Here is a 16,371-nt window from a genome sequence, read left to right as displayed (position 1 = left end):
TCTCTCAATGACGGAAGCTACTCTTCAAATGACGATTGGCATGCGTTCATCAGAAGAGGATTCAGCTCTCATACCAGCGGTCGAAACGGAGGCTTCTAATGGGCGGAATGCAGCTGAGGGGAATGTCGCTGAAGCAGACGCTACCGCTCCCAACGTGGCAGCGACGGTTCGGGAGACTATCCCCGTCGAACCGGATGGGTCCCATTCGGTCGGCAGTAGTACTCCATACGAGTCCGGAGCTGACTTCGATAACGACGGTTTCCTTCCTCTCAACAAGGCTGAAACGACTGTAATCGGACTATCGGAAGATGATTCACGTCTACTTTTGGAGACGCTTCGTCAGGCATGGAGCATGCAATCATCGCTGCAAGAGAGCATCACAAATGCTGAACGGAATGGGCTTTTACGTCAGAAAGACCAGAAGAAAACCGTCATTGCAGCGATTATCGCACCTGTTGCCCTTGTCGTAGGACTTCTCGTGATTTTCGTCGGGTTTAAGTATGGAGGGAGCGACGGGCATCTGATTGTTTCCGCTATATGCGAGATTGTGGCTCTATCGGCAATGATATATGGTCTTATTTCTCTGACAAGGATACACCGTATTGATCGTGCAGCTGAAACAGGGGAATCCTATATTGATTACTGTAAAAACAAGGATTTGCAGATTAGTGGAATAATTGCTCCATTGGAAACAATAATTCCGAAAGATCTGAGAACTAACGCATTTGCTGATTCGGTGTTGAGCGATATTAAACAGCAAAAAATGGATTTCAACTCCGCTTTCCGTTCCCACTGCGATTTACGTGTGATATCACATGATCCTGATGTGGGACATGCAGAAATTGTCGGAGCGTATTCCAAGCTATCGAAAATAAGTGACAATAAGTACAATATTGAAAATAATACGCATGATTCGGGTGCGATCGTATTTGTTCGAATTCCACTACTTACGCCCCTGATTGGTGTTGCTCTTGCTGTTATCCTTTGTGTTACTGGAGTAAGTAACACGAAAGTGTATTTAGGTGGTCATGATGAATACCCGTCATATGTTATACAAAATGTTTTGACTAGAACATATCGTGATTGCAGTAAATATGCAGAGTATTATCCTGCTAGTTCAATCATGACAGCCAATTCTACCTTGGTATATAACGCGCCGCGTCAATTTATTCTAGCGATGTTTACGGTACCTTCTGATTACTCTGATAATGCGGAAAAGAATGGAGAACTTGCCGCATGTCTGTATAAAGAGCTTGGTGGTTCGGCGTCTATTGATTCGGACGCGGCGCTTGACTTCTTTAATAGATTTGCGCTTGCTGATGTGAAGCTTCGTTCTGATGGGTTTAATATCAGTGATAAACGAGGTCGTTCCTGTTATATATCCGATAACAAAGTAACGATTGCTGGATATAGTATGGGCTTGACTGGTTCTTTGTTTATAACTATTGGATTGGGGACAAGAACTCCAAATCCTGATCTTACGAAGAGTGGTGAGGATATTAATGACAAATTGCGAATTGGAAGTCTTTCGGAATTAGACAAAGAACTTCCTTCGTTAAACACCATCGCAGACAATAAACAAAACGACGATAAACAATCGTCGGAACAGTCTGATAACGGTCAAAATGATACTGGAGTTAATAATGGGGATCAAGGAACTTCTTCCTCCGTGTCTGTCGATTCCGACTTTACTGACTTGTGGAATTCAGTAGTTGAGGGTCGAGATATGACTAAGCTGACTGGGACATATTGCCGGAATGATGGCAATTGTGTCAGTCTTAACGCTAATCTGAGCTATACTCCGAGTTCATATGGGGAAAGTTTTCCGGGGGGTCTCTCCTTTGTTTCAGGGGACTCAAACCCGCTTCCTAATGGTGATGCTCAATCGGATTTAGGATTCCAGTATCAATCAGATCCTGGTCTTCCGTCAACAAAGATGCCTATTCAGATGATGGCCGGTTGCCAAGGATCAGCGGGATGTTCCGAAGGGTCGAAAGTGTCGGTATATTACTTGATGACTGGAACTGATCTGGATTTCTTCCAGCAGGAATATGTCAGTATTCCAACGGATTCCAGTAATCCCCCTGACTTGTCTCGAGATTATTTGGTCATCGCAGACAGTGATGGTCCGGCAATCTCCAACGATACTGTCTATTACAGGGAGTGATGAGCATGTTCTGTCATAAGTGCGGAAATCAAATTCCGAACGATTCGGCTTTTTGTTCCCGATGCGGGGCTTCAGTGCGGTTCATCGAATCATCTGATAAACCAGATGGACGAGAAGCTTATTCTGTGAATGCTTCTAATTCATCTGTATCCTATTCTCGTCAATCAGAACTAGACAGTGTACCTTCTTCGAAGGCTTCAACGTGGAAATGGATTATCGCTATTTTTACTATGGCTGCTGTTTTTGCTGCTATAGTCTTCATTGCGAATCATGAAAGTGGTCAATCCAATTCTAATGATAGTCAGCAGAATATGCAAGATCAGAAGCAGGATTTGGATCAAAGCCAATATCCTATAGTTAATGCAATTTTGACTAATTGTTCTTCTTTGCAGAATATATCTGTCCAGTCGGTTGAAGATGGAAAATATGTTGATTTGTCTTTTTCTATGTCAGGATATGATGCAAAAATAACGGCTCAAGATATGAATTGTATTCGCGAACAATTGGGCTTTCCGGAACAGTATACTCAATATGGCGATGATAATGATTACATGAATGGTTATGGGCTGTATGTTAATTTATCATCTCTTGCTCTTAAGGAGAATAAGAAGGGAAATTCTGATATAAATTCAGCTTCGTTCATGGGATTGGGTGATTCTGCAATTACGAGGTGCGTCGTCTTAGATTTACAGTCATTGATGGTAAGCTGCGAAATCGGAGATGCTGATAGTTCGCAATCAGCTCCAAATACGCAAAATGATACTTCAGATGGTCAAGCGAATTCATCGGACACGCAAGATTCAACTGCGGATGATGGAGCTGATTCCGTTTCTGATAACGGTCCGGGCTCTCCTGAAGATGCCGTAGGATATGAGAAATACAAGGATTACAACTGTTCTGCTGGTAACTCCGGCAAGCTTATGCCATGCAGTGAGATTTATGCAGATATGGGAAACGGGATGAACTATCTACCCTTTGGAAGAGAAAACAATCCCGATCCTTCTACTTCCTTCGGCTACATTCCGGTTGATGAGAATGGGAATGGTGTCATTGATGGTAATGAATAGGATGCTGTGCTGATTCGTGTGTACTGGTACATTGAATTATGACGTCGTAACATGCGGTGTCCCCGTTGATATGACGGGCCATTATCGGCGCAAGCCGATAAGAAAAGGCCCGACGCTTGGAACATCGGGCCTTAACTGGTTATCGGCTTGCGCCCTTAACCAAAGGTTGCAAGATGAATCATATCACGATGCACGGCACTCTGACCGTGAACGGACGTATCGTGATCGTCCATGTGGGCGATAGCGAGGCAACGGTCACGGTTGATGGTACGCACTTTAACGTGCGTAGCCTCTGGCAGCTCTACCAGTTGCTGAGACTGCTCGTGTAGCGGTCATTAAGGCGCGGTTCTCGTTATCGAGGGCTGCGCCGGCAACCTGAAACTTTGATGTTATTGGTGAGTGGCTCTTGCTCTGACGATGAGAGACTGTCTACTAGATTAAGAGCCTTAAGCGTCCGTGATAAGCCATTAGAAACGGGGCGAAATGCGGGGCGGATGTATCTTATGCAATCGTATTTTCCTAGTATTTCCAGTACATAAGCGGCTATTTAGGTTAGTTACTCGCCTTATCCGCCTCTGGGGTTTCAGGCCACTCGCCTGAAACCCTTTTTCATGCCGAAAACGTTGCAATTCCGCCGTTTTACGGCTTGGTGTGGCATGTCTGGTTGTAAGAGTTGATTCCCTGTTGTATCATCGTGATAGCAATAAATACAATGTTGTACCAAATGGCAGCTAAGTAGATTCCGAATAACAATGGCTGGCGTGGTTTGGCTCTTTTGAGACAACGTTGTATCGGACTTCATGTGAGCAAAGGAGAGCGCATGTCAGAGCAGACGTCCACTGCAAATTCAGATTCCTCCCGTCTGATCGTCGATGATGACTTCGAAGTCGCGCCGGTGGATGACCGCCTGTTCGGTTCGTTCGTGGAACATCTTGGCCGTTGCGTCTACGGCGGCATCTATGAGCCGGGTCATCCTGAGGCCGATGAGGACGGTTTCCGCAAGGATGTCATCGAGCTTGTTCGCGAACTCGGTGCTACCACCATTCGTTATCCCGGTGGCAACTTCGTCTCCGGTTACCGCTGGGAGGATGGCGTGGGCCCCAAGGAGGAGCGTCCGCGCCGTCTCGATTTGGCGTGGCATTCCACCGAGACCAACCAGTTCGGTCTGCATGAGATGGCCAAGTGGCTGGACAAGGTCGGCGGCAACGAGCTCATGGAGGCCGTGAACCTGGGCACTCGTGGCCTGGAGGAGGCGCTTGACCTGCTTGAATACGCCAACATCCCCGGCGGCACCAAGCTCTCCGAGGAGCGTCGCGCCAATGGTGCGGACCAGCCGTTCGGTATCAGGATGTGGTGCCTGGGCAACGAAATGGACGGCCCGTGGCAGACCGGCCACAAGAACGCCGAGGATTACGGCACGCTCGCCGCGTCGGTCGCCGCCGGCATGCGCATGATCGACCCGGATGTGGAACTCGTGGTGTGCGGCTCGTCCAGCCATTCCATGGACACGTTCGGCAAATGGGAGGAGACCGTTCTCGAGAAGACTTACGAGAATGTCGACTTCGTCTCCTGCCACGCTTACTACCATCCCGAATTCCAGGCCGACGGCACCCGCGACATGAAGAGCTTCATGGCCTCCGGCGTGGACATGGACGGCTTTATCAAGGATGTGGCCGCCGCCATCGACGCCACCAAGGCCCGGCTCAAGAGCAGGCACGACGTGTTCATCTCGTTCGATGAATGGAACGTTTGGTACATCGACGAGGAGCCGAGCAGGAACCCGGAAGGCATCGGCAACTGGCCGGTCGCCCCGCGTCTGCTGGAGGACGTCTATTCCGCCGCCGACGCCGTGGTGTTCGGCGATCTCATGATCACGCTGCTCAGGAACGCCGACCGCGTGCACGCCGCGAGCCTGGCCCAGCTGGTCAACGTCATCGCCCCGATCATGACCGAGCCCGGTGGTCCCGCTTGGCGTCAGACCACGTTCTACCCGTTCGCGTTGACCGCCAGGTATGCCAAGGGCGGCACGGTCCTGGAGCCGAAGCTCGCCACCGGTACCTATGAGACCGCCAAGTACGGCGAGGTGCCGATCGTCAACTCCGTGGCCGTGCGCGGCGAGGACGGTTCCGTGACCGTGTTCGTGACCAACCGCTCGCTGGAGCAAGCCAACGACTTCGAGATTCGCCTGCCGGAAGGCTGCGGCACTGCGGTCGAGGCCCGGACTTTGCACGAGGACGACCTCTTCGCCCGGAACACCCGCGACGACCAGAACCGCGTGACCCCGCACGCCAACGACACCGCAGTCCTCGACCTCGAAACCGGCACCGTCCACGTGACGCTGCCCCCGGCCTCCTGGACCGCCGTGCATGTGAAGTGACGTGCATGTGAAGTGACATGGGAAGCCGCCGGTTCATCGGGCCGCAATGCAACCTGATGCTCCGGCGGCTCCTCGCCAATAACCAAACAGGAAAACAAGGAGAGAGAACAATGAAGTCCTTCCGAACGATCATGGCGGCAGGCCTTGCGGCAACGACGGTGTTGTCGATGGCCGCGTGCGGCTCCGGCACCTCATCGGATGAGGGCACCGCCGATAATCCGGTGACCATCAACGTCTGGGCATGGGAGCCGACGCTGACCCCCGTCGCCAAGGCCTTCGAAAAGAAATATCCCAATATCAAGGTGAAGATCACCAATGCCGGTACCGCGCAGAAGCAGTACACGGCCATCAACAATGCGTTGCAGGCTGGCAAGGGTGCCCCTGATGTGGCGCAGATCGAGTATTTCGCCGTACCCCAATTCGTGCTGCAGAATTCGTTGAAGGACCTCAGCGAGTTCGGCGCCGACAAATTCGACGGGTACTACACCCCTGGTCCGTGGGCTTCGGTGACGTACGGCGGGGGAGTGCATGCGCTTCCGATCGATTCGGGGCCCGACGCGATGTTCTATAACAAGGAGACGTTCGACAAGGCCGGTGTCACCGAAGCACCGAAGACGTGGGATGAATTCTACGAGGCGGCGAAGAAGCTCCGTGCCATCGGCGCCTATATCACCTGCGAACCGGCGAACATCGCGGTGACCGAAGCCTGGATCTGGGCGGCCGGAGGCAAGGCGGTCACCGCCGACGGCGAGAACGTCACCATCAATTACGTCAATGACCCGATTGCACAGCAGTACTATGTCTTCATGCAGAAGCTGATCGATGAGGACCTCATCGATACCAAGCTGACCATGTGGTCCGAGGAATGGTACAAGGCGCTGGAAGACGGCTCGTTAGCGACCATCACCACCGGCGCGTGGATGGCGGCCATGCTGAAGGACGGCGTGCCGACCGGTGCGGGCAAGTGGCGCGTCGCCGGACTCCCGCAGATCGACGCCAACACCGACGGCAACGGCGAGGACGGCGGCTCGTCCTTGGCGGTTCTCGAGGGAAGCGACAAGGCATCGGCGGCCTACAAGTTCGTGGAGTTCGCCGCGCATGATCGCGAAGGCGTCAAGATCCGCATCGACAAGGGCCAGTTCCCCGCGGATACCGAAACCATGTCCGATGAGCAGTTCCTCACCAAGACCGATTCGTACTTCGGCGATCAGAAGTACCAGGACGTGCTGGTCGAAGGTGCCAAGAAGGTCGGAACCCAGTGGCAGTTCCTGCCCTACGAAGTCGACGCGCGAACCCGCTTCGGCGACTACATCGGTAAGGCAAGCTCCGGTGAGATCACCTATCAGGAAGGCATCGAACAGTGGCAGGAATCCTTGATTCAATACGGCAACGGCCAAGGATTCAAGGTTACGGCGGGTCAGTGAGCATCTAATCTTCGCCGATGCTATGAAATGATGATTCATGGATACGATTGAACGGATGCGTATCGTATCCATGAATCATGCATGGTATATGAAGGATGTTCGGCGCAGGCCGAATGCAGATGGAGATCGATACAGGGGAGAACGAACGATGACCAGCCGCGTAACGATCAAGGATGTGGCCCGCGAAGCCGATGTCTCCATCAAGACAGTGTCCAACGTCATCAACGGCACCGGGCGTATGCGGCCCGACACCCGCGAACGGGTCGAAAACGCTATGCGCAAGCTCGGCTACACGGTCAACCTGTCCGCCCGCGCCATCCGCTCCGGCGGCACCCGGCTCATCGGCCTCAACATCTTCGACTTCTCCCAGCCGTTTGCGCCCTACCTGACCGACAAGGTCATCGAGTTCGCCAAGGCCCGGCAGTACGGCGTGATCATCAACACGTACGGCTCCGACGGCATGGGCCTTGCGGACAACATCGAGGAGACCTACCGTCTTGGCGCGGACGGGTGGATCTTCTTCAGCGAGCGCGCGCTCGCCGACGAGGGCGCGGTCCTGCAGCAGCCGTATCCGGTGGTGCTTGCCGGCGACTACCTCACCTACGGCAAGAGCGACTTGGTCACCATGCCCAATGTGGAGGCCGTCAAACAGTCGGTCGGCCGGCTTTTGGATTCCGGGACCAGGGCCATCGCGTTGTTGGGCGCACCGCCCGGCATGGAGGATTGGGAGACCATCAAGCAGCAGCGTGAAGGCACGCAGGCGTTGCGTACCCAAGGCTATGTGCAGGCGTTTCTGGAGCGTGGACTTGAGGTCGACTGGCGATACGTGATTCCGGTGCATCGCTGGAACCAGCACGGCGGCGTGCAGGCCACGGCCGCGATGCTCGATTCGTTGCCATGCCCGGAGGCCGTGGTCTGCCTCAACGACGCCATGGCGCTCGGTGCCGTGCATGAACTGCAGCGGCGGGGCCTGCGCATCCCCAACGATGTGCAGCTCGTCGGCTTCGACAACGTGCCGGAAGCCGAATACTCGGTGCCGGCCCTGACCACCATCGACCCGCATGTGGACGACTACGCCAAGCACGCCGTGGACATGCTCATCGACCGCATCGAAGGCTACGCCGGCCCCGCCCGCACCTACACGACCGATTTCACGCTGGTGGAGCGTGCCTCCACGCGGCTCGCCCTGTAGCTGAATGCAAGTATTTACAGTGACTATCGGAATGGCTGTTGCAGCTGTGCCGCAACAGCCATGAAGAATGTGCCGTGACCAGGCTAGCCCTTCATATTGATTCGGTCATTTACCGCCGCGTAAATGAGCACGGCCACATATGTGAGCCATGCCATTTTGGGTGATATCTGACCGGCCAATGCGACGGATGATGCCGTTGCAATCATCGGGAACATTCGGGTGCAGCCTTTGCCAGGCGTATCGTTCTTCGAACTCATGATGAGTCCTCCTTGTGTCACTGTTGATTTATGGATGATGGCCGAAACCATCGCCGCATTCGTCCGGTGCCAGCGGACTCGTGCGGGTACGTACAGCATAGCTGTCAAGCCTTGTCTTTATGCGAATCGGGTGCAAAGCATAATGGGATGTGCAATAATGAAAAGCAACAGTGAGCTGTGCCATTACGGATGCTTATGGTGGCCAACATAGACTTAATGTCCGTAAAGCGAACTGTTAGGGGTGTCACTGCCCCGATCTATGGATGTAAGGCTGACGCCGCAAGGTGTCAGCCTTTTTCATCTTTTACAGCCTGAGGAGCTCACTCAAACAACGCTGCGTCGCTGGCGGGGTAGCCGAGCTGGATGGCGGTGTAGGCGTGCTTGGCGGCCAAGGCGGCGAGAATCGAGAGCGTGGTGTCGTCGAACTGCGCGTCGGCATCGGTGACGGCCTTGATCTCGGCGCGGGCGCAATCCATTTCGATGGCGGCGGCCGTGGACACGCTCAGGCCGCTGGCCTTGTCCGCGATGGTCGTGGGATTAGCCAGCAGCTGGCTGATGTCGTAGACCTTCTGCCGCGGGTCGGCGTGCGTTCCGGCGTTACTGTTGCCGCCGCTGTTGTCGTCGGAAGCCGAGCCGCTACCGGACGAACCGGAACCGTCCGTATCGCCTGCCGCGGAATCGCCGGTCGAACCGGAACCATCGGACTTGGACGAACCGGAACCACTGGTATCAGACGAACCAGCATCGCCCCAACTGCCATCCGCCAGCGACACCAACTGTTGTCCGGCGGTCTTATGCATGTCGCTCAGCGCCAGCGTCGCCCCCTCGGTCTGGCCACGGGCGGCCAGCACCTCCAGCGCGAATCCCGCGCGGTCCTCGGCCACGGCCATCGCATTCAGCACATCGGTCCCGGCAACGGCGGAAGTCACGCCGTCCAAGCGCGCCGGCGTCACGGCGGGGGAGACGCCGCCCAGCTGGTCGGCCATCGAGGCGAGCTCGGCCTTGGTCTGGGCGTCGCGCAGCACGCCCTCGCCGAAACGCCCCGGGCAGTACGTGGCCACGTCGATCCAATTCAACGGAATCGACTGCCCCGCCACGAACCGAATCATCAGAGGCGACCCGGCCGACGCCCAATCGGCGTCATTGACCAACGTCAACGCCTGTTCGCACGGGCTCATCGCGCGCTCCGCCTCCGCACGGCCGGCCAGACGCGGCGCCGAACACGCCGCCAGTGAGCACAGCATCGCCCCGGCGCACGCCACAACCAGCGCGCGTCGGCCGAGAACGAATAAGGGGGAGCGTGTCTGCATGGAAACCTACACTAATAGCTAACTGTGACCACTCAAGACCATGCGCCACATAACTTCATAGGAGGTACGGATCGATGGAACTGGACCTGACAGGAATGCACAAGCTTGCCGCTGAGCAAGGAATCGACCCCGGAACCCTGGATGAGGCGTTGGCCGAGGCCCTTCGTCTCGCCTATCTCAAGACCCCGCACGCCGCCAAGCACGCCCGCGTGGAACTGGACGAGCGCGCCGGCAGCTTCACCGTGTGGGCCGCCGACGAGATTCCGGTCGAACCCACCGAAGACGATCCGCACCCCGCCCCGAAGCTGGGCGAGGAGTACGACGACACCCCGCACGACTTCGGCCGTCTCGCCGCAGCCACCGCGCGTCAGGTCATCACCCAGCTGTTCCGCAAGGCCGAGGACGACAAGGTCTTCGGCGCCTTCTCCGGACAGAAGGGCAAGCTCGTCACCGGCATCATCCAGCAGGACGCCTCCGACCCGGCCAACGTGCATGTGGCCATGGGCGACGTCGAGGCCATCCTGCCGCGTCGTGAGCAGGTGCCCGGCGAGCGTTACCGCCACGGCGAGCGCATCCGCGTGTACGTGGTGAACGTGGCCCGTGGCGTGCGTGGCCCGGAGATCGTGGTCTCCCGCTCCCACCCGGAGCTGGTGCGTCGTCTGTTCGAGCGCGAGGTGCCGGAGCTGGTCTCCGGTGCCGTGTCCATCATGGCCATCGCCCGCGAGGCCGGTGCCCGCACCAAGATCGCCGTCAAGGCCAACACCGAGGGCGTCAACCCGAAGGGTGCGCTGATCGGCCCCGGCGGCGCCCGCGTGCGCGCCGTCATGGAGAACCTCGGCCCGGAGAAGATCGACATCGTCGACTACTCCGAGGATCCGGCCAAGTTCGTGGCCGCCGCGCTCTCTCCGGCCGTGGCCACCGGCGTGCAGGTGATCAGCGAGAAGAACAAGACCGCCATCGCCTTCATCCACGACGATCAGCTGTCGCTGGCCATCGGCAAGGAGGGCCAGAACGCACGTCTGGCCGCCAAGCTCACCGGCTGGAAGATCGGCATCGAATCCGCCGAGGCGCACGCCAAGAAGGTGGCCGCCGAGAAGGCCGCCGAAGAGGCAGCCCAGGCCGCGCAGCCGGATCCGGCGCAGGCCGAGTAACCGTCCAGGTAACCGGACAACCGGAAGAAGGCGTTTCCCGCGGGCCGTACCCATATGGCGCGGCTCGCGGTTTTCGCATGCCTATCCAGCGTTATGAGTATGCTTGATTGGCGTATGTGGGCGGGCGCAGTGCGCGCAAATTCGCCTGCACAGAGACGAGGTAACACGAACATGGTCGCACGATGAGACAGGGCAAGCTTGCCGTCATCACCAACTGACCACGCCCATGCCGCGTGGTCGCAGATAGGAGTAATTAGTGGCGAAACCGCGCGTATACGAATTGGCCAAGGACTTGCATGTCGACAGCAAGACCGTCCTTGAGAAGCTGAAGGACATGGGGGAGTTCGTCAAGTCCGCTTCCTCTACGATCGAGCCTCCTGTGGCACGCCGCCTGAAGGCCGCGTTTGCCAAGGACAACAACAAGGGCGATCAGAAGCCTGCTTCCGCCCGTCCCCAGAACACCGCGAAGCCTGCCGCCGCTAAGCCGGCGCAGCACAAGCCGGCTCCGGCACCCGCCGCCCCGGCCGCTTCCGCATCCCACGCTCAGGCGACCCCGGCCACTCCGCACGCTACTCCGGCTCCGCACGCCCCGACCCCCGGTCCGGCCCGTCGCGCCACTCCCGGCACGCCTGCGCCGCGTCCGCAGGGTGGTCGTCCGGGCGCTCCGGTGCCGGGTCGTCATCAGCAGCATGAGAACCGCGACAACCGCGAGGGCCGCGAGAATGGCCGTCAGGGTCGTCCGGGCCAGGGCCGTCCGAACGGCGGCCAGCAGGGTCAGCACCAGAACGGCCGCAACGGCAACATGCCGACCCCGCGTCCGGGTGCCAACCACAACAACGGCCAGCAGGGCGGCAACACCGGCAACGGCAACAGCGCCGCCTCCAACGCGATTCCGCGTCCGCACACGCCGGGCCCGCGTCCGGGCAACAACCCGTTCTCCCGCAAGCAGGGCATGCACACCCCCACTCCGGGTGACATTCCGCGTCCGCATCCGATGGCGCGTCCGACCGCCGAGGGCGGCCGCAACGGTCGTCCGGGTCGTCCGGGCCAGGGTGCCGGTCAGGGCCGTGGCGGCTTCCGCAACGGTCGTCCGGGTCAGGGCGGCGGTGCGCCGCGTCCGGGCCAGTGGGGCCACAGCCGTCCGGGTCAGGGCGGTGGTGCCGGCGCCCAAGGCGGTGCCCGCGGTGGATTCCGCGGCGGCCAGGGCGGCAACAACTTCCAGGGCGGCGGTGCTCCGTCCAACGGTCCCGCACGCGGCGGCGGTCGCGGTCGCGGCGGTGCCGCAGGCGCGTTCGGTCGTCAGGGCGGCAAGTCCTCGAAGGCCCGCAAGAACCGTCTGGCGAAGCGTCATGAGTACGAGGAGCTGAAAGCACCGACCATCGGCGGCGTTCGCATCCCGAACGGCAACGGCCAGACCATCCGTCTGCGTCAGGGCGCGTCCCTCGCCGACCTCGCCGAGAAGATCAACGTGAACCAGGCCGCACTGGTCACCGTGCTCTTCCACCTTGGCCAGATGGCCACCGCCACCCAGTCCCTGGACGAGGAGACCTTCCAGATCCTGGGCGAGGAAATCGGCTGGAACATCCAGCTCGTCTCCGCCGAGGAGGAGGACAAGGAGCTGCTCCAGCAGTTCGACATCAACCTTGATGAGGAAGAGCTGCAGGATGACGCGGATCTGAAGCCGCGCCCGCCGGTCGTCACCGTCATGGGCCACGTCGACCATGGTAAGACCCGACTGCTGGATACGATCCGTAAGACCAACGTCATCGCACGTGAGGCCGGCGGCATCACCCAGCGCATCGGTGCATACCAGGTCACCGTCACGCTGGACGGCGAGAAGCGCAAGATCACGTTCCTCGATACCCCTGGCCACGAGGCGTTCACCGCCATGCGTGCCCGCGGTGCCGAGCTCACCGACGTCGCGATCCTCGTGGTCGCCGCGGACGACGGCGTGATGCCCCAGACCGTCGAGGCCATCAACCACGCGCAGGCCGCCAAGGTGCCGATCGTCGTGGCCGTCAACAAGATCGATGTGCCTGGCGCCAACCCGGAGAAGGTGCGTGGCCAGCTCACCGAGTTCGGTCTGGTGCCCGAGGAGTATGGTGGTGACACCATGTTCGTGGACATCTCCGCCAAGCAGAACATCAACGTGGACAAGCTCCTCGAAGCCGTGCTGCTCACGGCCGACGCCGAGCTTGACCTGCGTGCCAACCCTGATATGGACGCCCGTGGCGCCACCATCGAGGCCCGACTCGACAAGGGCCGCGGCGCCGTGGCCACCGTGCTCGTCCAGCAGGGTACCCTGCACGTGGGCGACGCCATCGTGGCCGGCACCTCGTACGGCCGCGTCCGCGCCATGCTCGACGAGAACGGCCAGACCATGGAGGCCGCCGGCCCGTCCACGCCTGTCCAGGTGCTGGGTCTGACCTCCGTGCCGACCGCAGGCGACCTCTTCCTGGTCGCCTCCGACGATCGCGCCGCCCGCCAGATCGCCGAGAAGCGTCAGGCCACCGAGCGCGCCGCCCAGCTGGCGAAGCGCCGCAAGGTCGTGTCCCTGGAGGACTTCAAGAAGAAGTTCGCCGAGTCCGAGATCGACATGCTCAACATCGTCATCAAGGGCGATTCGTCCGGTTCCGTCGAGGCGCTGGAGGACTCCCTGATGAAGATCGAGGTGTCCGACGAGGTCGGCATCCAGGTCATCCACCGCGGCGTCGGCGCCATCACGCAGAACGACGTCAACCTCGCCACGGTCGACAAGGCCGTCATCATCGGCTTCAACGTGCGTCCGAACCGTCAGGTCGCGGACCTTGCCGAGCGCGAGGGCGTGGAGATCAAGTACTACTCGGTCATCTACAAGGCCATCGAGGACATCGAGGCCGCCCTCAAGGGCATGCTCAAGCCGGAATACGAGGAGGTCGTCACCTCCCACTCCGAGATCCGCGAGATCTTCCGCTCCTCCAAGTTCGGCAACATCGCCGGCGTCATGGTGCAGGACGGCGAGGTCAAGCGCGGTACGAAGTGCCGTATCCTGCGCAACGGCGTGGCCACGGTCAACGACCTGGAAATCTCCTCGCTGCGTCGCTTCAAGGACGACGTCCAGTCCGTCAAGGAAGGCTACGAGGCCGGTATCAACCTCGGCTCCTTCAACGACATCGCCCTCGGCGACATCATCGAGACCTTCGAGATGCGCGAGGTCGAGCGCAAGTAGTCCATCACGGTTCTCCCATGGCGGGAGAACCTGTCATCTTCGCTGGCTCCCCTCACCGAGGGGAGCTGTCCGCGAAGCGGGCTGGGGGAGCGCCGCAAGTTTGCTGACGTACTCCCCGCAGTCTCACTCCGTCCGACAGCTCCTCCTCGGGAGGGGAGCCGAGTTTTTTGAAAGGAACCTCTATGGCGGGAACCAACCCCCGCGCCGCGCGTATCGCGGCCCTGATCCAGCGCGTCGTCGCCTCCTCCATCGAGCGTGAGCTGCACGACAAGCGACTGACCAACATCACCGTCACCGAAGTGCGCGTGACCAACGATCTGCAGATCGCCAAGATCTACTGGACCCAGCTCGGCCACGAAGGCAAGGAGTCCGGCGAACGCAAGCGCGCCCAGCAGGCCCTTGACCAGGCCAAGGGCCACCTGCGCACGCTCGTCGGCCGCAAGGCCGGCCTGCGTCTGACCCCGCAGCTCCAGTTCGTGTTCGACGAGGTGCCCGGCGAGGCCCACGAGATCGAGGACATCCTGGCCCTGGCCCGCAAGCGCGACGAGGAACTGGCCAAAGCTCGTGCCACCGCCCAGTACGCCGGCGACGCCGACCCGTACAAGCATGACGACGAACCTGCCGACGAGGATGGCGAGGACGAAGTCGATTACGACGCCGACTTCGACGATGACTCCGATGACGGCGTGGACTTCGATTCAGAGGATGGCGCCACCGAAGAAGGACTGAGCGAGTAAGTTCGTCTCTTTCGGCTCCCCCTGTGCGGAGAACCGAAAGTGGCTGACGGTGGAGCCGGCTGAGGGCGGTCCAGTAGGATTCATGTCAATCGTGGTGTAGCAGAGTCGAACACGTTCATCAGGGGGAAAACAAGCACATGGCACAACCCGCTCCAAGCGGCCTCATCATCATCGACAAACCGCAGGGCGTGACCAGCTTCGACGCGGTGGCTGCGGTGCGTGGCGCACTGCACATCAAGAAGGTCGGTCATGCCGGCACGCTCGATCCGATGGCCACCGGCGCATTGGTCATCGCATTCGGCCACGCCACCAGGCTGCTCAGCGCCATCGTGGAGCATGACAAGACCTATGAGGCCACGATTCGACTCGGTCTGGGCACCACCACCGATGACGCCGAGGGCGAGCTGGTCGTCGCGTCCGGCGAGGGCGCCCGTACCGTTACGGGTGTGACGCAGGATGAGATCCGCGCCGCCATCGCCGACCACTTCACCGGGGACATCGAACAGGTGCCCAACACGTTCTCGGCCATCAAAATCAATGGCAAGCGCGCCTACGACCTGGCCCGCGAAGGCAAGGACGTGGAGCTCAAGGCCCGCCCGGTGCATATCAGTGAATTCGTCGTACTCGCCGTCCGCCAGGGGTATGTGGCGGGGGAGCGGGCCGGCGAACCGCTGCGGGAGACCGTCGATTGGCGCGAGACCGCTGATTCGTCCGGGCCGACGATCTCGGCTGTTCCGATCGCCATGGCCGCTTCGAGCGTTCCGCCCATTCCGGTGCTCGACGTGGACGTGCGCGTCAGCTGCTCGTCCGGCACGTACATCCGTGCCCTGGCCCGCGATTTGGGTGCTGAACTGGGCGTTGGCGGCCATCTGATCCGCCTGCGCCGCACGCGGGTCGGTCGTTTCGCCCTGCCGGACGATACCAGTGGCCTCATCGGCGATGAGGCCATGGCAGCCACCCGTGACCACGCGGTCACCGCTTACAGCGAATCCAAGACCTTCACCAACCGCGACGGCGAAACCGTCACCCGCAACAAATGCGTATTGGACACCCCGGTGGAACTGTCCGGTGAAGAGCGGCGCGAATGGCTGCTCGGCCGCGCGCTCACCATGGAACAGGCCGCGCGCGGGGCCATGCCCGCGTTGGACATCACCCCGGACGAGGCCGCCGAACTGCGGTTCGGACGCCGCATCGAACGGGTGATCGGAGAGCCGACCGTGGCCATCGTGCCCCAGACGCACGATGTGGTGGCCATTCTGGAACGCGCGAACGCGCATCAGGCCAAGCCGGTCACCGTATTCCCCGCCGAGTAGACTGAACGCGGTTTGCCTTGCGTCACATGCATGCTGCGCGTCGCAAGGTCGGAAAGCATATGGTACGGCTCTTCTGGGCTGAGATTGACGTGTCCTTTCCCTGGCTCCCCTTGTCAGGGGAGCTGTCGGCGGAGCCGACTGAGGGGTAGCGCAATGGGATGTGCATCA

12 protein-coding genes are annotated in these 16,371 nt (G+C 59.4%); 10 read left to right on the top strand and 2 right to left on the bottom strand.

The window, feature by feature from the left end; all coding sequences use genetic code 11:
• The first annotated feature begins 7 nt into the window (after window positions 1–7).
• From KIH81_RS02750 to KIH81_RS02725, 6 genes are all read left to right on the top strand, one after another.
• Window positions 8–2,167, top strand: a complete 2,160-nt coding sequence (locus KIH81_RS02750) for a hypothetical protein (protein WP_214303972.1) — start codon at window positions 8–10, stop codon at window positions 2,165–2,167.
• Entirely contained in the window at window positions 2,167–3,234 is a 1,068-nt protein-coding gene (locus KIH81_RS02745; protein WP_214303971.1) for a zinc ribbon domain-containing protein, read from the top strand. The genes KIH81_RS02750 and KIH81_RS02745 overlap by 1 nt, the downstream gene beginning before the upstream one ends.
• Window positions 3,235–3,407: 173 nt before the next feature.
• Window positions 3,408–3,563 carry a hypothetical protein gene (locus tag KIH81_RS02740; protein WP_214303970.1) on the top strand — a complete coding sequence of 52 codons (156 nt, stop codon included), beginning with the start codon at window positions 3,408–3,410 and terminating at the stop codon, window positions 3,561–3,563.
• A gap of 491 nt (window positions 3,564–4,054) precedes the next feature.
• On the top strand, window positions 4,055–5,611 hold the full coding sequence (gene arfA / locus KIH81_RS02735) for an arabinosylfuranosidase ArfA (RefSeq protein WP_214303969.1): 1,557 nt from the start codon (window positions 4,055–4,057) through the stop codon (window positions 5,609–5,611).
• 110 nt (window positions 5,612–5,721) lie between these two features.
• Complete coding sequence (locus KIH81_RS02730) at window positions 5,722–7,035, top strand: ABC transporter substrate-binding protein (RefSeq protein WP_214303968.1); 1,314 nt, start codon at window positions 5,722–5,724, stop codon at window positions 7,033–7,035.
• A gap of 148 nt (window positions 7,036–7,183) precedes the next feature.
• Window positions 7,184–8,227: a LacI family DNA-binding transcriptional regulator gene (locus tag KIH81_RS02725; protein ID WP_214303967.1), complete on the top strand. Its 1,044-nt coding sequence runs from the start codon at window positions 7,184–7,186 to the stop codon at window positions 8,225–8,227.
• 83 nt (window positions 8,228–8,310) lie between these two features.
• Here the strand turns inward: KIH81_RS02725 and KIH81_RS02720 are convergent, their stop codons facing one another.
• Both KIH81_RS02720 and KIH81_RS12010 read right to left on the bottom strand, forming a co-directional pair.
• Entirely contained in the window at window positions 8,311–8,484 is a 174-nt protein-coding gene (locus tag KIH81_RS02720) for a hypothetical protein (RefSeq protein ID WP_214303966.1), read from the bottom strand.
• 320 nt (window positions 8,485–8,804) lie between these two features.
• Complete coding sequence (locus KIH81_RS12010) at window positions 8,805–9,662, bottom strand: hypothetical protein (protein WP_236029211.1); 858 nt, start codon at window positions 9,660–9,662, stop codon at window positions 8,805–8,807.
• A gap of 206 nt (window positions 9,663–9,868) precedes the next feature.
• On the opposite strand from KIH81_RS12010, the gene nusA reads away from it, so the two are divergent.
• The 4 genes from nusA to truB all read left to right on the top strand — a co-directional run bounded on the left by nusA (window position 9,869) and on the right by truB (window position 16,203).
• Window positions 9,869–10,945 (top strand): transcription termination factor NusA, encoded by a 1,077-nt coding sequence (gene nusA / locus KIH81_RS02710; RefSeq protein WP_214303965.1) that lies wholly within the window; start codon window positions 9,869–9,871, stop codon window positions 10,943–10,945.
• 256 nt (window positions 10,946–11,201) lie between these two features.
• A complete protein-coding gene (gene infB / locus KIH81_RS02705) occupies window positions 11,202–14,153 on the top strand; it encodes a translation initiation factor IF-2 (protein ID WP_214303964.1) in 2,952 nt (983 codons plus the stop codon).
• A gap of 182 nt (window positions 14,154–14,335) precedes the next feature.
• A complete protein-coding gene (gene rbfA / locus KIH81_RS02700; protein WP_214303963.1) occupies window positions 14,336–14,890 on the top strand; it encodes a 30S ribosome-binding factor RbfA in 555 nt (184 codons plus the stop codon).
• 137 nt (window positions 14,891–15,027) lie between these two features.
• Window positions 15,028–16,203 (top strand): tRNA pseudouridine(55) synthase TruB, encoded by a 1,176-nt coding sequence (truB, locus tag KIH81_RS02695; RefSeq protein ID WP_214303962.1) that lies wholly within the window; start codon window positions 15,028–15,030, stop codon window positions 16,201–16,203.
• Window positions 16,204–16,371 lie beyond the last annotated feature (168 nt).

It is taken from the genome of Bifidobacterium miconisargentati, assembly GCF_019331675.1.
Taxonomy (GTDB): domain Bacteria; phylum Actinomycetota; class Actinomycetes; order Actinomycetales; family Bifidobacteriaceae; genus Bifidobacterium; species Bifidobacterium miconisargentati.
The sequence above is the reverse complement of the archived record's forward strand: the minus strand, read 5'-3'. Positions and strand labels throughout refer to the sequence as shown.

Excerpts from the sequence above, each read along its gene's own strand:
- KIH81_RS02750 (WP_214303972.1), top strand. The coding sequence starts at position 8 with ATGACGGAAGCTACTCTTCAAATGACGATTGGCATGCGTTCATCAGAA.
- KIH81_RS02745 (WP_214303971.1), top strand. The coding sequence starts at position 2,167 with ATGAGCATGTTCTGTCATAAGTGCGGAAATCAAATTCCGAACGATTCG.
- KIH81_RS02740 (WP_214303970.1), top strand. The coding sequence starts at position 3,408 with ATGAATCATATCACGATGCACGGCACTCTGACCGTGAACGGACGTATC.
- arfA (WP_214303969.1), top strand. The coding sequence starts at position 4,055 with ATGTCAGAGCAGACGTCCACTGCAAATTCAGATTCCTCCCGTCTGATC.
- KIH81_RS02730 (WP_214303968.1), top strand. The coding sequence starts at position 5,722 with ATGAAGTCCTTCCGAACGATCATGGCGGCAGGCCTTGCGGCAACGACG.
- KIH81_RS02725 (WP_214303967.1), top strand. The coding sequence starts at position 7,184 with ATGACCAGCCGCGTAACGATCAAGGATGTGGCCCGCGAAGCCGATGTC.
- KIH81_RS02720 (WP_214303966.1), bottom strand. The coding sequence starts at position 8,484 with ATGAGTTCGAAGAACGATACGCCTGGCAAAGGCTGCACCCGAATGTTC.
- KIH81_RS12010 (WP_236029211.1), bottom strand. The coding sequence starts at position 9,662 with ATGAGCCCGTGCGAACAGGCGTTGACGTTGGTCAATGACGCCGATTGG.
- nusA (WP_214303965.1), top strand. The coding sequence starts at position 9,869 with ATGGAACTGGACCTGACAGGAATGCACAAGCTTGCCGCTGAGCAAGGA.
- rbfA (WP_214303963.1), top strand. The coding sequence starts at position 14,336 with ATGGCGGGAACCAACCCCCGCGCCGCGCGTATCGCGGCCCTGATCCAG.
- truB (WP_214303962.1), top strand. The coding sequence starts at position 15,028 with ATGGCACAACCCGCTCCAAGCGGCCTCATCATCATCGACAAACCGCAG.